Raw genomic sequence first — 19,653 nt, forward strand, 5'->3', positions numbered from 1 at the left:
ATCTTTGATTTATTGTAAAATAAAATATAAAATAACATAGAATATATGAAACTTTTAGAAAACAAAACTGCTTTAATTACGGGAGCAACAAGAGGAATAGGACGAGGAATTGCAATTACATTTGCAAAACAAGGAGCTAATGTTGCATTTACGTTTAATTCATCTGTTGAAGCCGCTCAAGAGTTAGAAAAAGAGTTAGAATCGCATGGTGTAAAAGCAAAAGGTTACCAATCAAATGCAGCAAAATTTGATGCAGCTCAAGAATTAGCTGCTAATGTTTTAAAAGAATTTGGAACTATTGATGTATTAATTAACAATGCAGGTATTACTAAAGATAATTTGTTAATGCGTATTTCTGAGGCAGATTTTGATCAAGTAATTGAAGTGAATTTAAAATCGGTTTTCAACTTAACAAAAGCTGTTATTAGACCAATGATGAAACAACGTGCTGGCTCAATTATAAATATGAGTTCAGTTGTTGGATTGAAAGGAAATGCTGGTCAAGCTAATTATGCAGCTTCAAAATCTGGTATTTTAGGCTTCACCAAATCTGTAGCTTTAGAATTAGGTTCAAGAAATATTCGTTGTAATACGATTGCTCCAGGTTTTATTGAAACTGAAATGACAGGGAAGTTAAACGAAGAAGTAGTGCAAGGTTGGAGAGATTCAATTCCTTTAAAAAGAGGAGGGACGCCTGAAGATATTGCCAATGCGTGTGTATTTTTAGCATCAGATATGAGTTCTTACATTACTGGTCAAACGTTGAGTGTTGATGGTGGAATGTTAACTTAAAATCATATAAATTGGAAACAGCTACTTTGTTATACCTAATTTTAGCGACTATTGCCGCTTTATTACTAGCTGCGTTCCAATATTTATACAAATCAAAAGAGAAAAGCCAATTGAATTATTGGCTTTCTTTTTTACGTTTTTTAACTTTTTTTTCAATATTTATACTACTTATAAACCCTTCAATAAAAAAAAGAGTAGTAGAAATTGTAAAACCAAATTTACTTGTTGCTGTTGATAATTCAGCATCTATCAACTACAACAAACAAACTACTACAGTAACTAAAGTTTTAGATGTATTTAAATCTAATTCAGCATTAAATTCAAAATATGAAGTTGCTTATTATTCCTTCGGAAAAGAAGTGCAATTAGCAGATTCTTTAGCTTTTAATGAAACTGAAACAAACATTTCAAAACTACTACAAAACTTTTCAAAAATATATAAAGAAGGCATTAATCCTGTTGTTTTAATTACTGACGGAAATTCAACTTCAGGAAATAGTATAGAATTTTCAACTTATAAAAGTCCTGTATATCCACTTGTGATTGGAGATACCTCGGTGATAGAAGATATTTATATTAGTCAATTAAACGCAAATAAGTATAGTTTTATAAACAATCAATTTCCTGTAGAATTGTTTGTAAACTATACAGGAAAAAAAGCTGTAAGTAAAAAACTATCCATAATTCATAAAGGAAAAATAATTCATAAGGAAGTCTTAAATTTTTCAGAAACAGAAAATAGCCAAATTTCAAATTTTTATTTAACAGCCAATAATGGAGGTGTTCAATATTACACGGCAGCCATTGAAAATTTAAAAAATGAGCAAAATACCATTAATAATTCTAAAACGTTTAGTGTTGATATTATTGAAGAAAAATCTGAAATAGCAATTGTAACTTCTGTGATTCACCCAGATTTGGGGATGTTTAAAAAATCGATAGAAAGCAATAAACAGCGAACAGTTAATATTTATAATATCAATGATTCTGAATTAGAGTTGTCAGATTATCAGTTAGTTATTTTATATCAACCAACTAAAAAATTTAAAAACCTATTTACTGAAGTAAAAGACAAGGAAATAAATTATTTTATTGTTTCGGGAACAAGTACAGATTGGGGATTTTTAAATACTGCTCAACCTTTTTTCAAAAAAGAAAGTAGTAACGTAACAGAGCATTATTTACCTGAATTTAATCCGAATTATGCCTCTTTTATAAATACAGATATTGGTTTTGAATCCTTTTCGCCTTTAAATAATGAGTTTGGAGAGCTGGTTTTTTCTATACCTTATCAAACATTATTGTATAAAAAAATAGGCGCAATTACTACTGAGCAACCTTTATTGGTGACTTTTGAAAATGACGCTCAAAAAATAGGACTTTTTGTTGGAGAATATAGTTGGAGATGGCGAATGAGTAGTTTTACAGCAACAAAATCGTTTGAGGCTTTTGATGGTTTTATTTCAAATTTAATGCAATATTTAACGTCTAATTTAAAAAACAAACGTTTAAATTCAAGTGTGAAATCGTTATTTTATGCTAATGAAACCATACAGGTAACAGCCAATTATTTTGATAAAAATTTAAATTTAGATACAAGAGCAAAGCTTTGGTTGACAATTATTAACGAAGAAAATAACTATATTCATAAAATTCCGTTTGCAATTACAAACAATCGTTTTGTAGCTGAATTATCAAATATTCCACCAGAAGAGTATAGTTATACTGTAACTGTTGAAAATCAATCGGAACGTGTTTCGGGAAATTTTAAAGTACTTCCTTTTGATGTTGAACAGCAATTTAGCCAATCTAATGATCGTGGTTTAAAAATTCTTTCTGAAAAAACTTCAGGAAAAACATTTTACTCAGATGAAACAGCAGATTTAATACAAACACTTGTTAATGCAGAAGCTTCAAAAAGTATACAGAAAGCAACTATTATAAAAACACCTTTAATAGACTGGAAATGGCTATTAGGATTCATTTTATTTTTATTAAGTTTTGAGTGGTTTACACGTAAATACTTTGGTAAAATATAAAATAAATAAACGTTAAATCACTAATCGTAAGTTTTTTGTGCTTGATTATCAAGTAAATTGATACTGCTATTAATAAAAGTTATTTTTTAGTATTAAATTAATATTCCTTAATTTGTATTATTGTATTGATGAATAAAATTGCGGCATTCATATTATCGTTTATTATATTATTTCAAAGCTTAAGTTTTGATATACAAGATGTTGTTAAAATCCCAACACTAATAAATCATATATCTTGTCATTTGAATGGTGGAGATAATTTAGCCGATTTTATTGAAAAGCATTATGGGAATCAATCAGAAACTCATAAAAGCGAACACCATGAACACAAAGAACTTCCTTTTAAACATCAGCATTTAGATTCTCATTTTCAAGTAGCTTTCGTAGTTTATTTTCAACAATATCCTTTTCAAATGATAGAATTTATTCCTGAAAACAATAATTTTAATTACGCTGAGCCCCTAACTTCTTTAGTAGTAAATAACTTTTTTCAACCTCCAAAATTAGCATAATTCTTCTGTTTTTAATTAATTATAATGAATTTCAATTGTATTGAGATTTATCATATTACATTACTAATTCAAAAAAATTATGTTACAAAAAATTATAAAATTAAGTATACAAAACAAGTTAATTGTTTTGTTATTTACAGCGGCCTTTTTTGGGTTTGGATTATTTGCCTTAACGCAAATTCCAATTGGAGCTGTTCCAGATATTACCAACAACCAAGTACAGGTAATTACCACTTCAAGAAATTTAGCAACTCAAGATGTTGAACAGTTTATTACGTATCCAATTGAACTTGAAATGGCAAATTTACCGGGTGTTGAAGAAATTCGTTCTACATCAAAATTCGGGCTTTCAGTAGTAACTATTGTATTTAACGATGCTATGGGAACTTATTTGCCACGACAATTAATTGCTGAAAAAATAAAAACGGCTAGTGAGAAAATTCCAGAAGGATTTGGTACACCTGAAATGGGGCCAATTACAACTGGTTTGGGTGAAATTTATCAATATATTTTAGATACAAAACCGGGTTTCAAAAATAAATATTCAGCAATGGAGCTGAGAACCATTCAAGATTGGGTGGTTAAACGACAATTGTCAGGAATACCAGGTGTTGTTGAAGTAAATACTTGGGGCGGGTTTTTAAAGCAATATGAAGTTGCCATAAATCCAGAGAAATTAAAATCGATGCATATTTCTTCGGCTCAAATTTTAGATGCATTAGCGCAAAATAATAGTGTTGCAGGTGGTGCTTATATTGAAAAAATAAACGAAAGTTACTTTGTTCGTGGTGAAGGTTTAATCAAATCTATAAACGATATTGAAAACATTGTTATTAAAAATGTTGAAGGCGTTCCTGTATTGATAAAAGATGTTGCCCAAGTTAATTATGGTTCGGCTAATAGATTTGGTGCTATTACAGGAAATGGCGAAGGAGAGAAAGTTTTAGGACAAGTAATGATGTTAAAGGATGGCGATTCAAATAAAGTGATTGAAGCTGTAAAACAACGGGTTGCTGAAATTCAAAAAACATTGCCAGAAGGTGTGTATATAAATGGCTTTTTAGAGCGAAGTGAATTGATAGGTAAAACTACGTTTACCATTGCTGAAAACTTGATTTTAGGTGTTATCATCGTAATTTTTGTTGTGATTTTATTATTAGGAAGTTTTAGATCTGGTTTGGTTGTCGCTTCGGTAATTCCGCTATCATTACTCTTTACTTTATCTATGATGTACTTGTTTGGTATTGATGCCAATTTAATGAGTTTAGGCGCTATTGATTTTGGAATTATTATTGATGGTGCAGTTATTATTGTGGAGTTTATAGCTTTTAAAATTACAGCCAATCAAAAGGAGCTAAGCTTACTTTCAAAAGATGAACGACAAGATAGTATAGATGAAATTACCTATACAAGTAGTTCTAAAATGATGACTTCTGCAGTATTTGGACAGCTGATAATTTTAATTGTTTTTATTCCAATATTATCATTAAGTGGTGTTGAAGGGAAAATGTTTAAGCCAATGGCAATGGCATTTAGCTTTGCGTTATTGGGAGCTATGTTTTTGTGTTTTACCTATGTTCCTGTAGTTTCATCAATTTTTTTAAAGCCAGAAAAAGAATCAAAAAATAACATTTCAAAACGACTAATGAACTTCTTTTACAGTTTGTACGAGCCAGTTATTAAGTGGGCATTGTATCATAAAAAGTTGGTGATTGGTTTTTCGGCGGTTTTATTAGTTGTTTCAGGTTTTATATTTAATAATATGGGAGGTGAATTTATACCAACACTTGATGAAGGTGATTTTGTAATTCAACCAGTTTTAAAAACGGGAACTTCATTAACGAAGACGGCTAATATTACTACACAAATTGAACAAATCTTATTAGATAATTTTCCTGAAGTTAATCAGGTGGTATCTAGAATTGGTGCTGCAGAAGTGCCTACAGATCCAATGTCTATGGAAGAAAGTGATATAATTATCAAATTAAAACCAAAAGGCGAGTGGGTTTCAGCAAATTCAAAAGATGAGTTGGCCGATAAATTCAAAGAAAAATTATCCATAATTCCTGGGATAGATTATGAATTTACACAACCTATTGAAATGCGTTTTAATGAATTAATTACAGGGGTTAGAGCAGATGTTGCTATTAAAATTTATGGTGAAGATTTAAGTGTTTTGACAAATAAAGCAGATGAGATTAAATCGAAGATTTCTAATGTTGAAGGTGCTTCAGATATTATTGTTGAAAAAATTGATGGTTTGCCGCAAATGACAGTGACTTACAATCGTAAAAAAGTAGCACGTTACGGCTTAAATATTCAGAATTTAAACAGTGTAGTTTCAATGGCTTTTGCAGGCACAACCGTTGGGAATGTTTTTGAAGGCGAACGCAGATTCGATTTGGTAGTGCGTTTAGACGCACGTTATCGAAAAAACATAGATCATTTAAGAAATTTATATGTTGATACACCTTCGGGAAATAAAATTCCGTTGAATGAAGTGGCAAGTATTGAATATACAAAAGGGCCCGCAAAAATATCTAGAGATGATACAAAGCGCCGTATTGTAATTGGTGTAAATGTTAGAAACCGTGATATGGAATCAGTTGTTCAAGATGTTCAAAAGATTATTGAAACCGAAGTAAAACTCCCTGTTGGTTATACAATTTCTTACGGTGGTCAGTTTGAAAATTTAAATAGTGCTAAAGCTAGGTTAAAAGTAGCAGTTCCAATTGCGTTGTTGCTGATTTTTATTTTATTGCATTTTGCCTTTAACTCTATAAAAGATGCATTGATGATTTTTTCAGCAATTCCTTTATCTGCTGTTGGTGGTGTGCTGTTTTTGTGGTTAAGAGGATTACCTTTTAGTATTTCAGCAGGTGTTGGTTTTATTGCTTTATTTGGTATTGCAGTACTCAACGGAATTGTATTGATAGAGCATTTAAAATCCTTGAAAGAAAAAGGAATGGATAATGTGTACGAACGAATATTAGTAGGAACAAAAGAACGTTTAAGACCTGTAATTTTAACTGCGGCAGCCGCTGCATTAGGTTTTTTACCAATGGCAATTTCAACAAATGCAGGTGCTGAAGTTCAGCGTCCGTTAGCTACCGTAGTAATTGGTGGTTTATTTACAGCAACTATTTTAACATTGGTGGTATTACCTGTTTTATATGCTATTTTCGACACTAAAAAAATAACGATAAAACCAAAGAACAAATTAAAAAACCTTTCTGTTTTGGTATTGTTTTTATTCCCTTTAGCCAGTTTTTCACAAGAAAGAGTAATTTCTTTAGAAGAAGCTATTGAAATTGGTTTTGAAAATAATAAACAATTAAATATTCAAAAGTTAACTGTTGATAGAAGTGATAAGTTAGAAAACAGTGCTTTTAATATCAATAAAACCAGCGTTTATTATACAAAAGACAGAACTAATTTAGGAATTGATGGCAAGCCATTTGAAACTTTTGGGGTTTCTCAAACTGTTGAGTTTCCATCTATTTATTTTGCTCGAAAGAAAATGAATAAAATTCAAACTAAAATGGCCGAATTGTCTTTTGAATTATCTAAAAACGATTTAATAAAGGATATTTCTGAAGCATATTACGAGGTTGTTTATTTGAATGAAAAATTAGTATATGTAACTTATATCGATAGTTTATACCAAAATTTTTCGAAAGCAGCAAAGCGAAAATACGAGTTGGGAGCTACAAATTATTTAGAAATGATTACAGCACAATCTAAATATAAAGAGTACACAACGCAAATAAAACAGTTAAATAATGATATTGAAATTGCATACACTAATTTAAATAGTTTGTTGCAATTAGATGAACAGTTTAAAATAGCATTGGTAAAGTTACCAAAGATAAATGTAAAAGAAATTGAAGTCAGTGCCCATTTAATTCAACAATATTATATAGAAAATAGCAGCTATTTTAAAGCTAAAAAAAGTATTGAAACACAACAATTATTGCCAGATTTACAATTTAATTATTTCAATAGTAAAGATTTGGCGTTGAATAGCTCAGTAAATAGTTTTCAGGCAGGAATAGCGATTCCTTTGTTTTTCTTCGGAAATTCAGCAAAAATTTCTGTAGCAAAAATTGAGGAAGATTTGTCTAATGAAGTTGCTTTTGATGCGGAATTAAAGTTGAAATATATGTATCAAAATTTACTTCATAAATTAAAAAGGAGTGAAGCAGAGCTTACTTATTATATGGAAAGTGGGCAACAACTTGCAAATGAAATTTTAAAAACAGCCACTAAAAGCTATAAAAATGGTGAAATTGACTTTTTTCAATATATACAAAGTATTGAGACTTCCAATCAAATCAATATTAATTATTTACAAAATTTAAATGCATACAATAAAATAGTGTTAGAAATAAACTATTTAAACTTATAACATTATGAAAAAATATATTTTAAAATCCGTTTGTATCGTTTCAGCAATGCTCATTATATCTTGTACTTCAACCAAAAAGAGTGATGAAACAATTGAAACGGTAACACATGATAATGATAATTTAGTTGAAATTACTGTAGAGCAATTTCAAAATTCAAAAATGAAAATTGGAAAACTTTCTATGGAAACATTTAATAAGGGAGTGGTTACCAACGGTCATATTGATGTTCCACCAGCAAACCGCGCTCAAGTAAGTGCAATAATGGGAGGTTATGTTAAAACATCTCCTTTATTGGTAGGAAATTGGGTGGAAAAAGGACAACGATTGTTAACGCTAGAAAACCCTGATTATATTGAAATTCAACAAAAATATTTAGAAACGTTTGAGCAATTAAACTATTTAAAATCTGAGTATGAACGTCAGAAAACCTTATTTGATGAAAAAATAACTTCGCAAAAAAACTATTTAAAAGCTGAAAGTACTTATAAAAGTACCATTGCTTTATTTAATGGCTTAGAACAAAAGTTGCTATTAATGAATATCAATCCTTCAAATGTAAAAGAAGGAAAAATTACTTCAATTATACCAATTTATGCACCTATATCAGGAAGTGTTGCTGAAGTTTATACAAGTGTTGGTAAATTTATGGATGCTTCAGAAGTATTAATTTCTATTATTGATAGCAAACATAAACATTTAGAGTTGATTGTTTTTGAAAAGGATGTAATGTCTATCAAAGAAGGTCAACTAATTGAATTTCAAACTCCAGAAAATTCAGAAAGAATTTATAAGGCAGAAGTTCATTTAATAGGAACGTCTATTGATCAAGAAAATAGAACAGTACGTGTTCACGGACATTTAGAGGATAAAAAAGAACCTTTTTTAGTTGGTATGTATGTTGAGGCCAAAATAATAACTTATACCGCTGAGAAATTAGCATTACCACTTGAAGCTGTTTTAGAAGAAGATGACAAGTATTATATTTTAATTTTAAATGAACATACAAATCATGGATATACGTTTGAAAAAGAAATGGTACATATAGGATTAAAAAATGAAACGTCTATTGAAATTATTGATATAAATAATACATTGAAAGATAAACAAATTTTAGTTGAAGGTGCTTTTATTCCATTGGATGAAGAGGCTGGAGGGCATAGTCATTAAATTATGCTAAAAACAGATTTTTTATGAATTCTGTTTCGTATTTTTGAATAAAAATAAACTTAAAATATAAATTATGGCGAATAACGCACAATTGCAATTACCAAAAACATTAATGCCGATTATTTTAATAGGTATTGTTGCTATTATATTTTTATCAAAATCTACTGTAACTATTGATGCCGGTGAAGCGGGTGTTTTATGGAAACGTTTTGATGGAGGTGTAGTAACTGATCAACCACCATTAGGAGAAGGATTTCATATTGTAGCTCCTTGGAACAACGTCATCGTTTACGAAGTTCGTCAACAAGAGCTATATGAAACTATGAAAGTTCTTTCATCAAACGGATTAGATATTTTATTAGAAACGTCAACTTGGTATTTACCAAAAGCGGATGAATTAGGCTATTTACATCAAAAAATTGGTGAAAATTATTTAGAACGTATTATTAAACCAGCATTGCGCTCAGCAGCACGTAGTGTTGTTGGTCGTTATACTCCAGAACAATTGTATTCTAGTAAAAGGGATGTAATTCAGAATGAAATTTTTGAAGAAACAAGAACAATTTTAGATGATGAACATATACAATTGAATGAAGTATTGGTAAGAGATGTAACATTACCACCAACAATTAAAGACGCTATTGAACGTAAATTAAAACAAGAGCAAGAATCTTTAGAATATGAGTTTAGATTAGTCACAGCTGCTAAAGAAGCCGAAAAAGTAATTATTGAAGCTGAAGGTAAAGCAGAGTCTAACCGTATTTTAAGTGCATCATTAAATGATCAAATTTTAAGAGATAAAGGTATTGAAGCTACTTTAGAGTTAGCTAACTCACCAAACAGTAAAGTAATTGTTATAGGAAGTGGAAAAAATGGAATGCCAATTATTTTAGGAAACCAATAATTTTCAGCCGCTATCTCGTAAAGTATTTAAACTTATTTATAGGGTTCAATTTGATAAAATTGAACCCTATTTTCAAACATAATCATACATTGGTTTAAAATGATTACCCAGTAATGGAATGGCTTTGTCCATCTTTTAGTGACTTCGACAAGAGAGCCAAATACGCTGATTTTTTCACAGCTTCATCCGTTGGAAAGAGAGCTTATTTTTTAGTGTATTTTCTTATTTTTCCATTAATGTTTTCAATAAGATTTGTTGTCTAAATAATGCGTCTTATTTCCACAGGAAAATCTAAAAAAGTTGTAAGTTCATTCCAACTTTTTCAACCAAGAATCTACAGCATAGGCTTAATTATTATTCCATTTTAATTTAAAGTCTTCCAAGGCAGCTCTTACCGCTTGTTGGTTTGGGCAGTATAGATATACTTCAAGTCTTTGGTAAACTTTTTGATCTTTTCAAACTACATGTCTAGCAGCGTTTCTGATTTGAGATACCAGACAGATTTGTTTGGTTGAATGAGGGAAAACCGGCTTAATTGTATTGATAAATCCGTTCAAATTATCAGTAGCTATAATTAAGATATCTTGAACACCTTTTGCATAAGGTGATACAGTCAGAATTTCAATACCTTCTGAGAAAATACTTCTTTTGAGTACTATTTGAGGTTCAAATTCAGCATTAAGTTCTGTTGTAACCACTATATCAAATTCACATTGTGCTGTTATGATTGTTTTTTAGCTTAACCATTACATTTTTATACATACTTGACAGGACATCACCTTTAAATAGCTAAAAAATACCATGAAAGAAATTACTTTTTTAATACTTGTTGAAGTGCTAAATTATAATCGTATTGTAAATCTTCATGCACTAAAAGGATCTTTTTTTGAATGCTTATAATTTCACGATCAAAAATATTTTGAAGCACGGTATTTCTTGAAATAGATGGTTTAAATTCTTTTAATTTTTGGCAAAAATAGAGGAGGAGTTCTATTTCAGTTTCCTTATTTTTTGAATACCGAATGTATTTTTTAATCAATCGTAAAATTTTACGGATACTTTTTTTTATGAAATAATAGGTGTTGGTATTTACAAGTTCAAATTGTTCATCTATTTCTAATTTTACAGTTTCAATATAACCTTCTTCAAAAGAAGCTTCAAAAAGTAGGTAGGTTAATAATTCTTTATTTTCCTTCTTAAACTTTGATAAACGTAAGCAAAGCTCAATCAACTCACTTTGAGTTTTATACTTTAATTCTTTTTTTAATACGGTTACCGTAACTGCTTTCATAGTTTAATTTTTATGATGCAAATAAATCAAAAGAATTCATTTCAATCACCACATTGTCTAAAATAGTTGTAGATGCTGTATTTTTCTTTAAGTACGAATTTAAAATTCGTTTTACATCAGTGGTATCTTTTTGTATTGAAATAATGTTTGTATAGTCACTTACCGAAGATAAAACACTTGATTTTGGTGCGTAACCAAAGCCTTTATAAATACCATTTACAATTAATACATATGCATTCTCATTAGGTATTCTTCCTTGTTCTTGTATTACAAAATGTTCGGCTTTAAACTTTACAGATTCAATAGCTTGTTCAACTCTTGAATTATAGGTGTTTATAGGTTCTTCATCTTTACAAACTCCATTACATTGCTTTAATTGATAATGAAAACAGTTTGATACGTTTGATTGTAAATGGCAATACTTAGGACATAAGGTAAATTCTTTACATAATTTTTCAAGGAAATTTCTACATTCTGAACTACTGTAAAACTTCATTAAAGGATTGGTAATTAGTTTCAGCCTATTGAATGCAAGATGGATAATTCCATTTCTATCTTCATAACTAAAAATGCCATAACTTTCTGAAGTTCTTCGTTGTGCTCTGTTATATTTTGGAAACCATTTTTTTATTTCCGAAGATTCTAACAATAAGGCTAATAGTTCGCTACCTGTTTCTACAAAAGTAACAGCAGCAATTTCTAAACACATAGTGAGTTCTTTTTTAGACTTATCGTAAAAATGACTTAAAACGCGTTGTTTTATATTATTTGCTTTGCCTACATAAATAATGTCTTGATTACTATCTTTAAAATAATATACGCCAGTTTTTTCAGAAAGTTCATCAATGGTTTTTTTTGAAATTAAAGGAGGTAATGTGGCTTGGCGTGATCGTGGATTTAAAAATGAAGTAAATACTTCTTCATTTTTATCTAAATTCAATAATTTTTCAAATAAAATAGTAGTTGCCTCAGCATCTCCTTTTGCTCTATGCCTGTCTTGAATATGAATATTTTGTGTAGTACATAAAGCACCTAAACTATACGATTTTAGACCTGGAATTAATTTTCTAGACAAACGAACCGTACATAATTTTTTACGCTTAAAATCAAAACCAAGATCTTTAAACTCTTTTTGAATAATATTGTAATCAAAATTAACATTGTGCGCCACAAAAATAGTGTCTTTAGTAATTTCGGCTACCTGTTTTGCAATTTCATAAAACTTTGGAGCGCCACCAACCATTGCATTTGTAATACCCGTTAAATTGGTGATAAAAGGAGGGATAACACACTCCGGATTTACAAGGGTTGTAAACTCGTCAATTATCTTTTTTCCATCAAAAACAAAAATTGAAATTTCAGTAATTTTTGAACTGTGACCAGTTGTTTCTATATCTACAATTGAATACATTAATTAACCGTTTTTTGTAATTCTTTTAATTCAACTCCTAATTGAGTTAACATTGAGGCAATACTGCTAATTTTTAATTCTTGTTCGCTGTATTCTTGGGTATTTATACTACATGTAAATTCCCATAATTCAATAATTTCTTCAACAGGAACATAATACGGATCGTATTTTTTATTGTCTGAAGCTAGTAATAACATATTGTGTTCTTCAATTTTATCATATACTCTTTTGTACACAATCCCATCGTTTAACGTTAATACAATATAAGTATGACCATCCTTTAAATCTCTAATATCATCAACAAAACGTGCAACAATATAAGAACCACTTTTTACAGGTAACATAGAATCTCCTTTTATAGGAAACGCTCTATGCGTCCCAGTTGGTAAAAAAGGCAATTTAATTTTGTTTAGGTGTTCTATATATTCTGGATCAGAATAGCCACGTAAATAACCTGCGGAAGCTTCAACGGGCACCATTTCAATAAACTCTTCATCATTAGTATCTATGGTAATAGGAAACAGTGTTCTTTTGTTTCCTACATTTATAAACGAGGCTTCTGATGCTGATGTCAAGTCATTTTTTATAAGTGCATCAATGGGTAAATTAATGAAATTTGATAAATCTATTAAAAAATCAACAGGAGGAATGGCTCTATCCTCTTCGTAAGAGCTAATTCTTGAGCGAGATACCTTTAAAATAGATGAGAATTGTTCTTGGGTTAATCCTTTTAAGGTGCGTAGATGTTTGATGTTTTTTGCTAGGTAATTCATAAAGCTTATTAAATGAGCGTGTATTGCTAATATTTTAAGCTAATATACTGAAAATTTATAAACGACCTAATTTATTTAAAAAAAGGCATTAAAATAAATTAATTATGAATCTGTAGTTGGAGTTTCTTGACTTTTTTTGATTATAGCTTTTAAACGTTCTTGATGCACAATTTTTTTAGTAGTTAATTTATTTTTTTTTTGCGCCATAAGTTTGCTGTGTTTTGCTTTGTTAACTGTGTTTTTTGCACGTCCTTTTTTAGCCATATTTGTATTTTATGAAGAGAAAAGACACTTCATCTTATATAAAATGAAGTGTCCTTTATTTTATTAATTTATATTATTCAATTAACTCTGAACTCATATCACCATCAATAGCAATTTCGTCAATAGCTTCAACTAACTTACTGGTATCCCAAAATCCATATTCTTCAACCACTTTGCCATCTTTGTAATTTATTGACAAATGTACTGGAATTTTTAATGTAGTATTATTTGCTTTAAGCGTTCCTTGCCAAACAGCCCAAAAATTCACCCATTTTTTACCATTATCATCAATAATCATTTCAAAAAATATAGGTTCGTCAAGGTATTCATACGATGACAATCTTGAAATAATTAATTTATGTCCGTTTAAAGCTTCTGTACTAGTTCTTGCAACATCCCAATTATTATGGTATATTTTTGAATCATCCGTGTATTGTTTTTTCCAAGTTTCCCAATCTCCATCTTCATAAGATTGTATGTGCTCTTTTGCAATATCAATCTCAGGTGAAGAAGTTGTGTAACGTTGTTCTTTTTGACATCCTAAAAACATCAAAAAGGCTACTAGTAATAATGCTGATTTTTTCATAATAGTTTATGTTATTTAAGGCTTTCTCTAAGTTACAAAAAAAATATAAGTTTTTGAAATAAAGTAAATTAAACTATTTTAGTAAGCAATACAAGTTATAAATAATAGTTTTTTTAATGTTTATCTATTTAAAACCAGACCAATGTTAAAAAATACACGTACTTTATTTATATCGTTTACCCAAGAAGCATCAAACGTAATTGGTCCTAAAAAAGAATGGTAAGATGCAGTTGCACCAGCAGACATTATAGTACTTGTTTCAAAACCAGTGCTCCAGTCTCCTTTAGGTGAAAAAGCTTCTTTTATATATTCATCAAAATTATTAAAACCTACAGAAGCAATGTTAAAATGAGGTGTTAGGTAAACTTTATTTAATGGATTAAACTGAATACCTAAATTTAATTTTAGTATCTGATTTACATTTAATTCATCTTCATGCAAGCCAGGAAACATAAAACTACCATTTCTTGGGTTTAGCATATTTCCACCTAAAAAATATTTAGCAGCATAGCCAAAATCAGTAAAAGAGACTTGATTTTCTAATAAATCATCTTCAAAAATAAAACCTGCAGTAGCTCCAATAATTCCAGTAATTTTTTTATTGAAATTAATTCTTTCTTCAAAATCGAAGCTTAATTTTGTAAACCCATTTGTATTACCTTTTTGATCTTCAATAGATTCTTTGGTAAATTTCACATCAGTATCATGAAGTAAAGAACGGCTTAGCATTGCATTAAAATAAGTACCATTTGTAGCGTAAAAAACTTGATTCATATTATTGAACAAATATTGCGCATATACCTGTATATTATTGAACCTGTAATTATATAAATCTAAAATATTGTCGTTGTATTTTGGGTCATTTTCAGGTTTTACATTGGTGTAATTATAATTAATTCCTAAACCTACATACCTATTTAATGAATTGATATTTTTGTTTAACTGATTATCAAATTGCATAAAACGATATTTCATTTTATCGGCAGAATTACCATCAATAAAAATTTTTTGTTTTAAGTTTTCTGAGAAAAATTCAGATCTCCACCACCAAGATTTTAAATGTCCAAAATTTTTCTGGTATTGTAGTCGAAGTCTTGGCTGTTCTGCTATATCAACACTTAGTAATAATCTTGAAGAGTTTCCTAGCAAATTTCTAGCTGTACTATTTAAAACTAAACCAACACCTCTATAAGTATCATAATGTAAAGAACCTTTAATTTGAAATTTAGCTTTTTCATATCCCGTTATTTCTATCGATTTTTTATCTTCAAGACCAAGAGAATGAAACGTAATTTGTTTAAAAATTTGAGTTCCCATTGCTTTATCAATACCTTTAATAAGATCATTAGTTGTATATTTTGTATTGATTTTTATATTGGCTCTAGCTTTTACCAAATCAATATTTGCCTTGCTTATTCCCGAGTATTTTATTGAATCAAGTATAAATTCTTTAGCTATCTTAGGAAGACCTTGTGGAGTTGAATTAAATCTTTTTAGTTGTTCAGACAAATCAACAAGCGCTTTCATATTTATATTTGTACCTATTTTTCCTTGTTCATAAATTTCTTTACTATTAGTAAAGTCACCAGTAGAATAAGTTAAATATTCAGTATGGTCTATTAAAACATCACATAGTTTTCTATTTTCAGGATTTTTTAAATTACTGTTTATCATTCCTGTTTGAAAAAGTAATGTAGCAATATTGTCTAATTCTTCAATAGGAGCCATTCCTCCACCAACATCACTTCCAATAATAATATCAGCACCCATTTCCTTTGCAACATCAGTTGCAAAGTTGTTAAGCACACCACCATCAACAAGTAAGGTTTCTTTATAGGTAACAGGTTCAAAAACTGTAGGAATAGACATACTGGCTCTCATAGCTACCAATAAAGAGCCTTTATCCATAATTATTTCTTTACCATTTACAATGTCTGTAGCCATAGCTCTGTATGGTATTGGAAGTTTATCAAAATCAACGATATTATAAACAGGGTAGGTTAAAACAGCTAAAAATTCACGAAGGTTTTGATCACTTATAAGTCCAGTACTAACTTTTGGTTTTCCTTTATCAAGGTCAAAATCAACTACATATTTATTAAATTCACTTTTTTCTTCAACACTAACATCTTTAAGAGAAATACCTCCACCTAACAAATAATTCCAGTCAGCATTATTTGCAATGTTAGCAATGCTATCACCTGAATAGCCTGCGGAATATAAACCACCTACAATACTTCCCATACTTGTTCCAATAATTAAATCGGGTACAATATTTAAGGAATCTAAAGCTTGAAGTAACGGTATATGCGCTACTCCTTTTGCACCTCCACCACTCAAAACTACGACTACTTTTGGTTTTTTTTCTTGAGAAAAAGTTAGTTGAGGAATTGTGATAAAAATGATTAAGATGAAAATTTTCAATAGTTTCATATAGCTTAATTTTACAGATTTGTTTGAGTTTAAAGTCCTAAATTTAGTTATTCAAATATAGTTTTATTAATTATTATAGGAGAAAAAATCAATAAGAATCTGCGTTAGTTCTTCTGGTTGATCTTCTTGTATAAAATGATTTGCATTTAAATTATAATGTGTTTGATTTTTTGCTCCTGGAATATTTTGTTGCAAAATACTGTCTTTACCTTTCCACATTAAATCGTTATGATTTCCCCAAATAGTAATAAATGGTTTGTTGAAATTTTTAAGCTTTACATTTAATTCTTGATTTATAATAGCTTCTTTTTCATCCTTATTGGTAGGTATCAATGAAGGAAATTTACGGACAGCATTAAAATCACTTTTCGACTTAAAAGGGGTATCGTATTGTAGTTTTATAGAGTCTGGTAATTTTATATTTGAACCCCAATCCATAATATTTCCTGCGGAAAATGTAGGCTCGTTTTGTGCATAATTTACAAAACCCATAAAACTGTCAGGTATGGTTTCACTTCCTTCAAATAAATAACTATATGAAACAGCTACTTTCTGAAATAATTCTGGTTGATTTGCAACAATTCTTAGGGAAATCATTCCACCCCAATCGTGAGCAAATAAATGAATATCAGTTAGTTTAAGTTGCTTAATAAAATTAGTAAGCCATTTTGTATGGTTTAAATAAGTAATTATGTTTGAATTTGTTGGTTTATCAGAATATCCAAACCCAATAAGGTCAGGAATAATTACTCTAAAATGTTGTTTTACTAATTTTGGAGCAATATTTCTATACAAAAATGAACTATTTGGTTCTCCATGCATCAATAAAATTATTGGATCTTTACGATTTCCAATATCTAAATAAGCCATTTTCAGAGAATCACCAATAGTTTCGTAGTTGTATTGTTTGTTTGAAAAAAAATCTATTTTTTCAATTGTATGTTTATTTTTTTTACAACCTATAAAAAAGAAACAGCTAAAAACAGCTATTAAAGTTAAATTCATTAAATAATTTACATTCATAATGAAAAATAGGTTTCTTTATATTTTTAGATGTTGTGTTATGTCTTAAAGACAAAGATACTTATTCATTAATATTTATGATGTGAAATTGTAGGGTAATTTCCACTCAAACATAAAATTTGAACCTGTTCCACCGGCAACATCTATTTCAGCTATCATAAATTCTGTTGATTCCATTGGGGTTAAAAAAATGGCTCTTTTAAATATTTTCTGACAGATGCTCCGTGCGTATCGAAATAATCGGCTTTTAAAATATAAATGGTGTCTAATTCACTCATGTTTATAAAACTAACCATTGTGTTTAAATTGTGTGTTTTATGTTATGAAATAATTTGATTTTTAGAATAAATTGATAAGTGAAATTTTCCAAATTTAAGTGAAAATTCAGCTTTAATGTTTGCAATTCGTTTAGTTAAGTTTTGGGTATTTATAGTGCTAATTTATTTTTTTGTATAATTTATAAGTAGGGTTGAAATATATAAATGATTATTTTTCAAAGGGTTTAACCTTGCTAACCATAGTTTAACTAATTAAGTTTGTTTTCTATTTTATTCATTTGTATTTCTATAGCACTTGGAGATTTAAATCGTATGCCCAAAAAAAGGTGATAAAAAACTTTTGTTTCAAAATTAATAGCAGTTGTGTTTTCTTGTTTATATTTTGTTCCTGAAATGTTTGCGTACAACCCTGTATAAAAACCATCACCATTATAGCCTATGCCAGTTTTTCCATCCCATCTTAAAATAAAATTGTCTTGGTTTGTTTTAATATTTCTAGTTGGTTGTCTTGTTGTTAATTTAGTATTTAAATAACCTAAACTACCTTGAAAATTTAAGGAAACATAAAATTTTTCTTTTGCAACAAAAGTATAAGCATAACCTGGTCCAACACTTGTTTCAAAGTTATTAGATTTTTGCGTGTTAAAACTAGATGATGTATCATCAATTGTATAGTAACGAAAATTAAATACGGGTATAAAACTTCCAGCACTTTTTAATTGGCGCTCAGTTTGTGATGTTAAACTTCTAAGTGAAAACTTGGTATTACTATAGTAACCTAAAGTAAAGGAAAACCCTTTATATTTTAAATCAGGAAACTGTATATATGGATCTCCTTTAGTCCTTGTTGTAAAATCGTTTGAATTTTTAAGATAATAACCTTTAACTTTTGAATACGAAAGATTTGAAAACCAGTGTTTAAAAACTAATGAAGTGCCTAACCTAAATGATTTTGTATTACCTTTTGCATCTTCATCACCATTACCGGGTATGAATTTTGGAGCAACCTCTAAACCAAATGATATGAATTTGTAATTTAATTTTAAACGTAAATTTGTAGGAGTGTTAGGGTATAGTATAAATTTTTCTGTAACAGTTTTAACTTCAAATATTTCGTAGGAATTATTTAATGAAATATCTACAGCAATTTTATCTCCCATTTTTTCTATCCAGCCATCTTCAATTTTCACACCTAGACTATCTGTTGTTTGTGCCCTAATAGAAATTAATACACACAGTGAAAACGTTACTGTTAGGATAACATGTCTTAATATGGCTTGTCTATTCATTTTTCTGTGATTTAATCAAACCTTCTATAAATTATTGCCAACGGGCTCCTTTATTTTGCACTATAAAATTAGACTTATTAACCTTTACTAAGAAACAAGATGAGAACTAAAACGGGTTTTAGAATTAAGTTCTATTATTAGTATTAGTTCTCTTTTCTCTCTTAGGTTGCTTACGACCATTTGGAGACCCCATTAAAAGTAATGTAATAATTTTTAATTTAATTATAAAATTATGAAAAATTATGTAGATTTAATCGGAATTGATGTGTCAAAATTAACAATAGATACTCATATGCACAAAACAGACCTTCATCGTTTTTTTTTAAACAATATAAAGGGTTTTAAGAACTCTTAATTTGGGCAAATACACACTTAGGATTGATTTGAAGAGCCAACATTCGCGTATATAAAAAGTAGCGATTAAAAATCACCAATTTTTCGGTTAAAACAATTTTACAAAAAAAAGTGCATACCTTCTAGAC

The 19,653-nt window shown here is 29.2% G+C and carries 14 protein-coding genes and 2 pseudogenes; 6 read left to right on the forward strand and 10 right to left on the reverse strand.

Features of this window, described 5'->3' with window-relative positions:
* Positions 1-45 precede the first annotated feature (45 nt).
* The 6 genes from fabG (at position 46) to CHB67_RS00990 (ending at position 9,823) form a co-directional block, all read left to right on the forward strand.
* Complete coding sequence (fabG, locus tag CHB67_RS00965; protein ID WP_089379867.1) at positions 46-792, forward strand: 3-oxoacyl-[acyl-carrier-protein] reductase; 747 nt, start codon at positions 46-48, stop codon at positions 790-792.
* 11 nt (positions 793-803) lie between these two features.
* A complete protein-coding gene (locus CHB67_RS00970; protein WP_089379868.1) occupies positions 804-2,831 on the forward strand; it encodes a vWA domain-containing protein in 2,028 nt (675 codons plus the stop codon).
* 125 nt (positions 2,832-2,956) lie between these two features.
* On the forward strand, positions 2,957-3,343 hold the full coding sequence (locus CHB67_RS00975; RefSeq protein WP_217900238.1) for a hypothetical protein: 387 nt from the start codon (positions 2,957-2,959) through the stop codon (positions 3,341-3,343).
* A 79-nt stretch (positions 3,344-3,422) separates the two neighbouring features.
* Positions 3,423-7,751, forward strand: coding sequence for a CusA/CzcA family heavy metal efflux RND transporter (locus tag CHB67_RS00980; protein ID WP_089379870.1), 4,329 nt, complete (start codon positions 3,423-3,425; stop codon positions 7,749-7,751).
* A gap of 4 nt (positions 7,752-7,755) precedes the next feature.
* A complete protein-coding gene (locus CHB67_RS00985) occupies positions 7,756-8,919 on the forward strand; it encodes an efflux RND transporter periplasmic adaptor subunit (protein WP_245813389.1) in 1,164 nt (387 codons plus the stop codon).
* Positions 8,920-8,992: 73 nt separating this feature from the next.
* Complete coding sequence (locus CHB67_RS00990) at positions 8,993-9,823, forward strand: prohibitin family protein (RefSeq protein ID WP_089379872.1); 831 nt, start codon at positions 8,993-8,995, stop codon at positions 9,821-9,823.
* Positions 9,824-9,855: 32 nt separating this feature from the next.
* Here CHB67_RS00990 and CHB67_RS17515 read toward each other — a convergent pair.
* The 10 genes and pseudogenes from CHB67_RS17515 to CHB67_RS01040 all read right to left on the reverse strand — a co-directional run.
* Positions 9,856-10,422: pseudogene (locus tag CHB67_RS17515) on the reverse strand (transposase); the annotation flags it as partial.
* Positions 10,423-10,634: 212 nt separating this feature from the next.
* Positions 10,635-11,114 (reverse strand): hypothetical protein, encoded by a 480-nt coding sequence (locus tag CHB67_RS01000; RefSeq protein WP_089379874.1) that lies wholly within the window; start codon positions 11,112-11,114, stop codon positions 10,635-10,637.
* A 10-nt stretch (positions 11,115-11,124) separates the two neighbouring features.
* On the reverse strand, positions 11,125-12,525 hold the full coding sequence (locus tag CHB67_RS01005) for an exonuclease domain-containing protein (protein WP_089379875.1): 1,401 nt from the start codon (positions 12,523-12,525) through the stop codon (positions 11,125-11,127).
* Positions 12,525-13,298 (reverse strand): XRE family transcriptional regulator, encoded by a 774-nt coding sequence (locus CHB67_RS01010; RefSeq protein WP_089379876.1) that lies wholly within the window; start codon positions 13,296-13,298, stop codon positions 12,525-12,527. The genes CHB67_RS01005 and CHB67_RS01010 overlap by 1 nt, the downstream gene beginning before the upstream one ends.
* 102 nt (positions 13,299-13,400) lie before the next feature.
* Positions 13,401-13,562: a hypothetical protein gene (locus CHB67_RS17090; RefSeq protein ID WP_176461180.1), complete on the reverse strand. Its 162-nt coding sequence runs from the start codon at positions 13,560-13,562 to the stop codon at positions 13,401-13,403.
* Positions 13,563-13,635: 73 nt separating this feature from the next.
* Positions 13,636-14,148: a nuclear transport factor 2 family protein gene (locus CHB67_RS01015; RefSeq protein WP_089379877.1), complete on the reverse strand. Its 513-nt coding sequence runs from the start codon at positions 14,146-14,148 to the stop codon at positions 13,636-13,638.
* A gap of 120 nt (positions 14,149-14,268) precedes the next feature.
* Positions 14,269-16,581 (reverse strand): patatin-like phospholipase family protein, encoded by a 2,313-nt coding sequence (locus CHB67_RS01020; protein WP_089379878.1) that lies wholly within the window; start codon positions 16,579-16,581, stop codon positions 14,269-14,271.
* Between the two features lie 66 nt (positions 16,582-16,647).
* Positions 16,648-17,586, reverse strand: coding sequence for a haloalkane dehalogenase (locus tag CHB67_RS01025; RefSeq protein ID WP_176461181.1), 939 nt, complete (start codon positions 17,584-17,586; stop codon positions 16,648-16,650).
* A 93-nt stretch (positions 17,587-17,679) separates the two neighbouring features.
* A pseudogene (locus CHB67_RS17440) lies at positions 17,680-17,900 on the reverse strand (DUF3124 domain-containing protein).
* Between the two features lie 230 nt (positions 17,901-18,130).
* On the reverse strand, positions 18,131-19,171 hold the full coding sequence (locus CHB67_RS01040; protein WP_089379882.1) for a DUF4421 family protein: 1,041 nt from the start codon (positions 19,169-19,171) through the stop codon (positions 18,131-18,133).
* Positions 19,172-19,653: the final 482 nt, after the last annotated feature.

This window comes from Lutibacter agarilyticus (genome assembly GCF_900188235.1).
Taxonomy (GTDB): Bacteria; Bacteroidota; Bacteroidia; order Flavobacteriales; family Flavobacteriaceae; genus Lutibacter; species Lutibacter agarilyticus.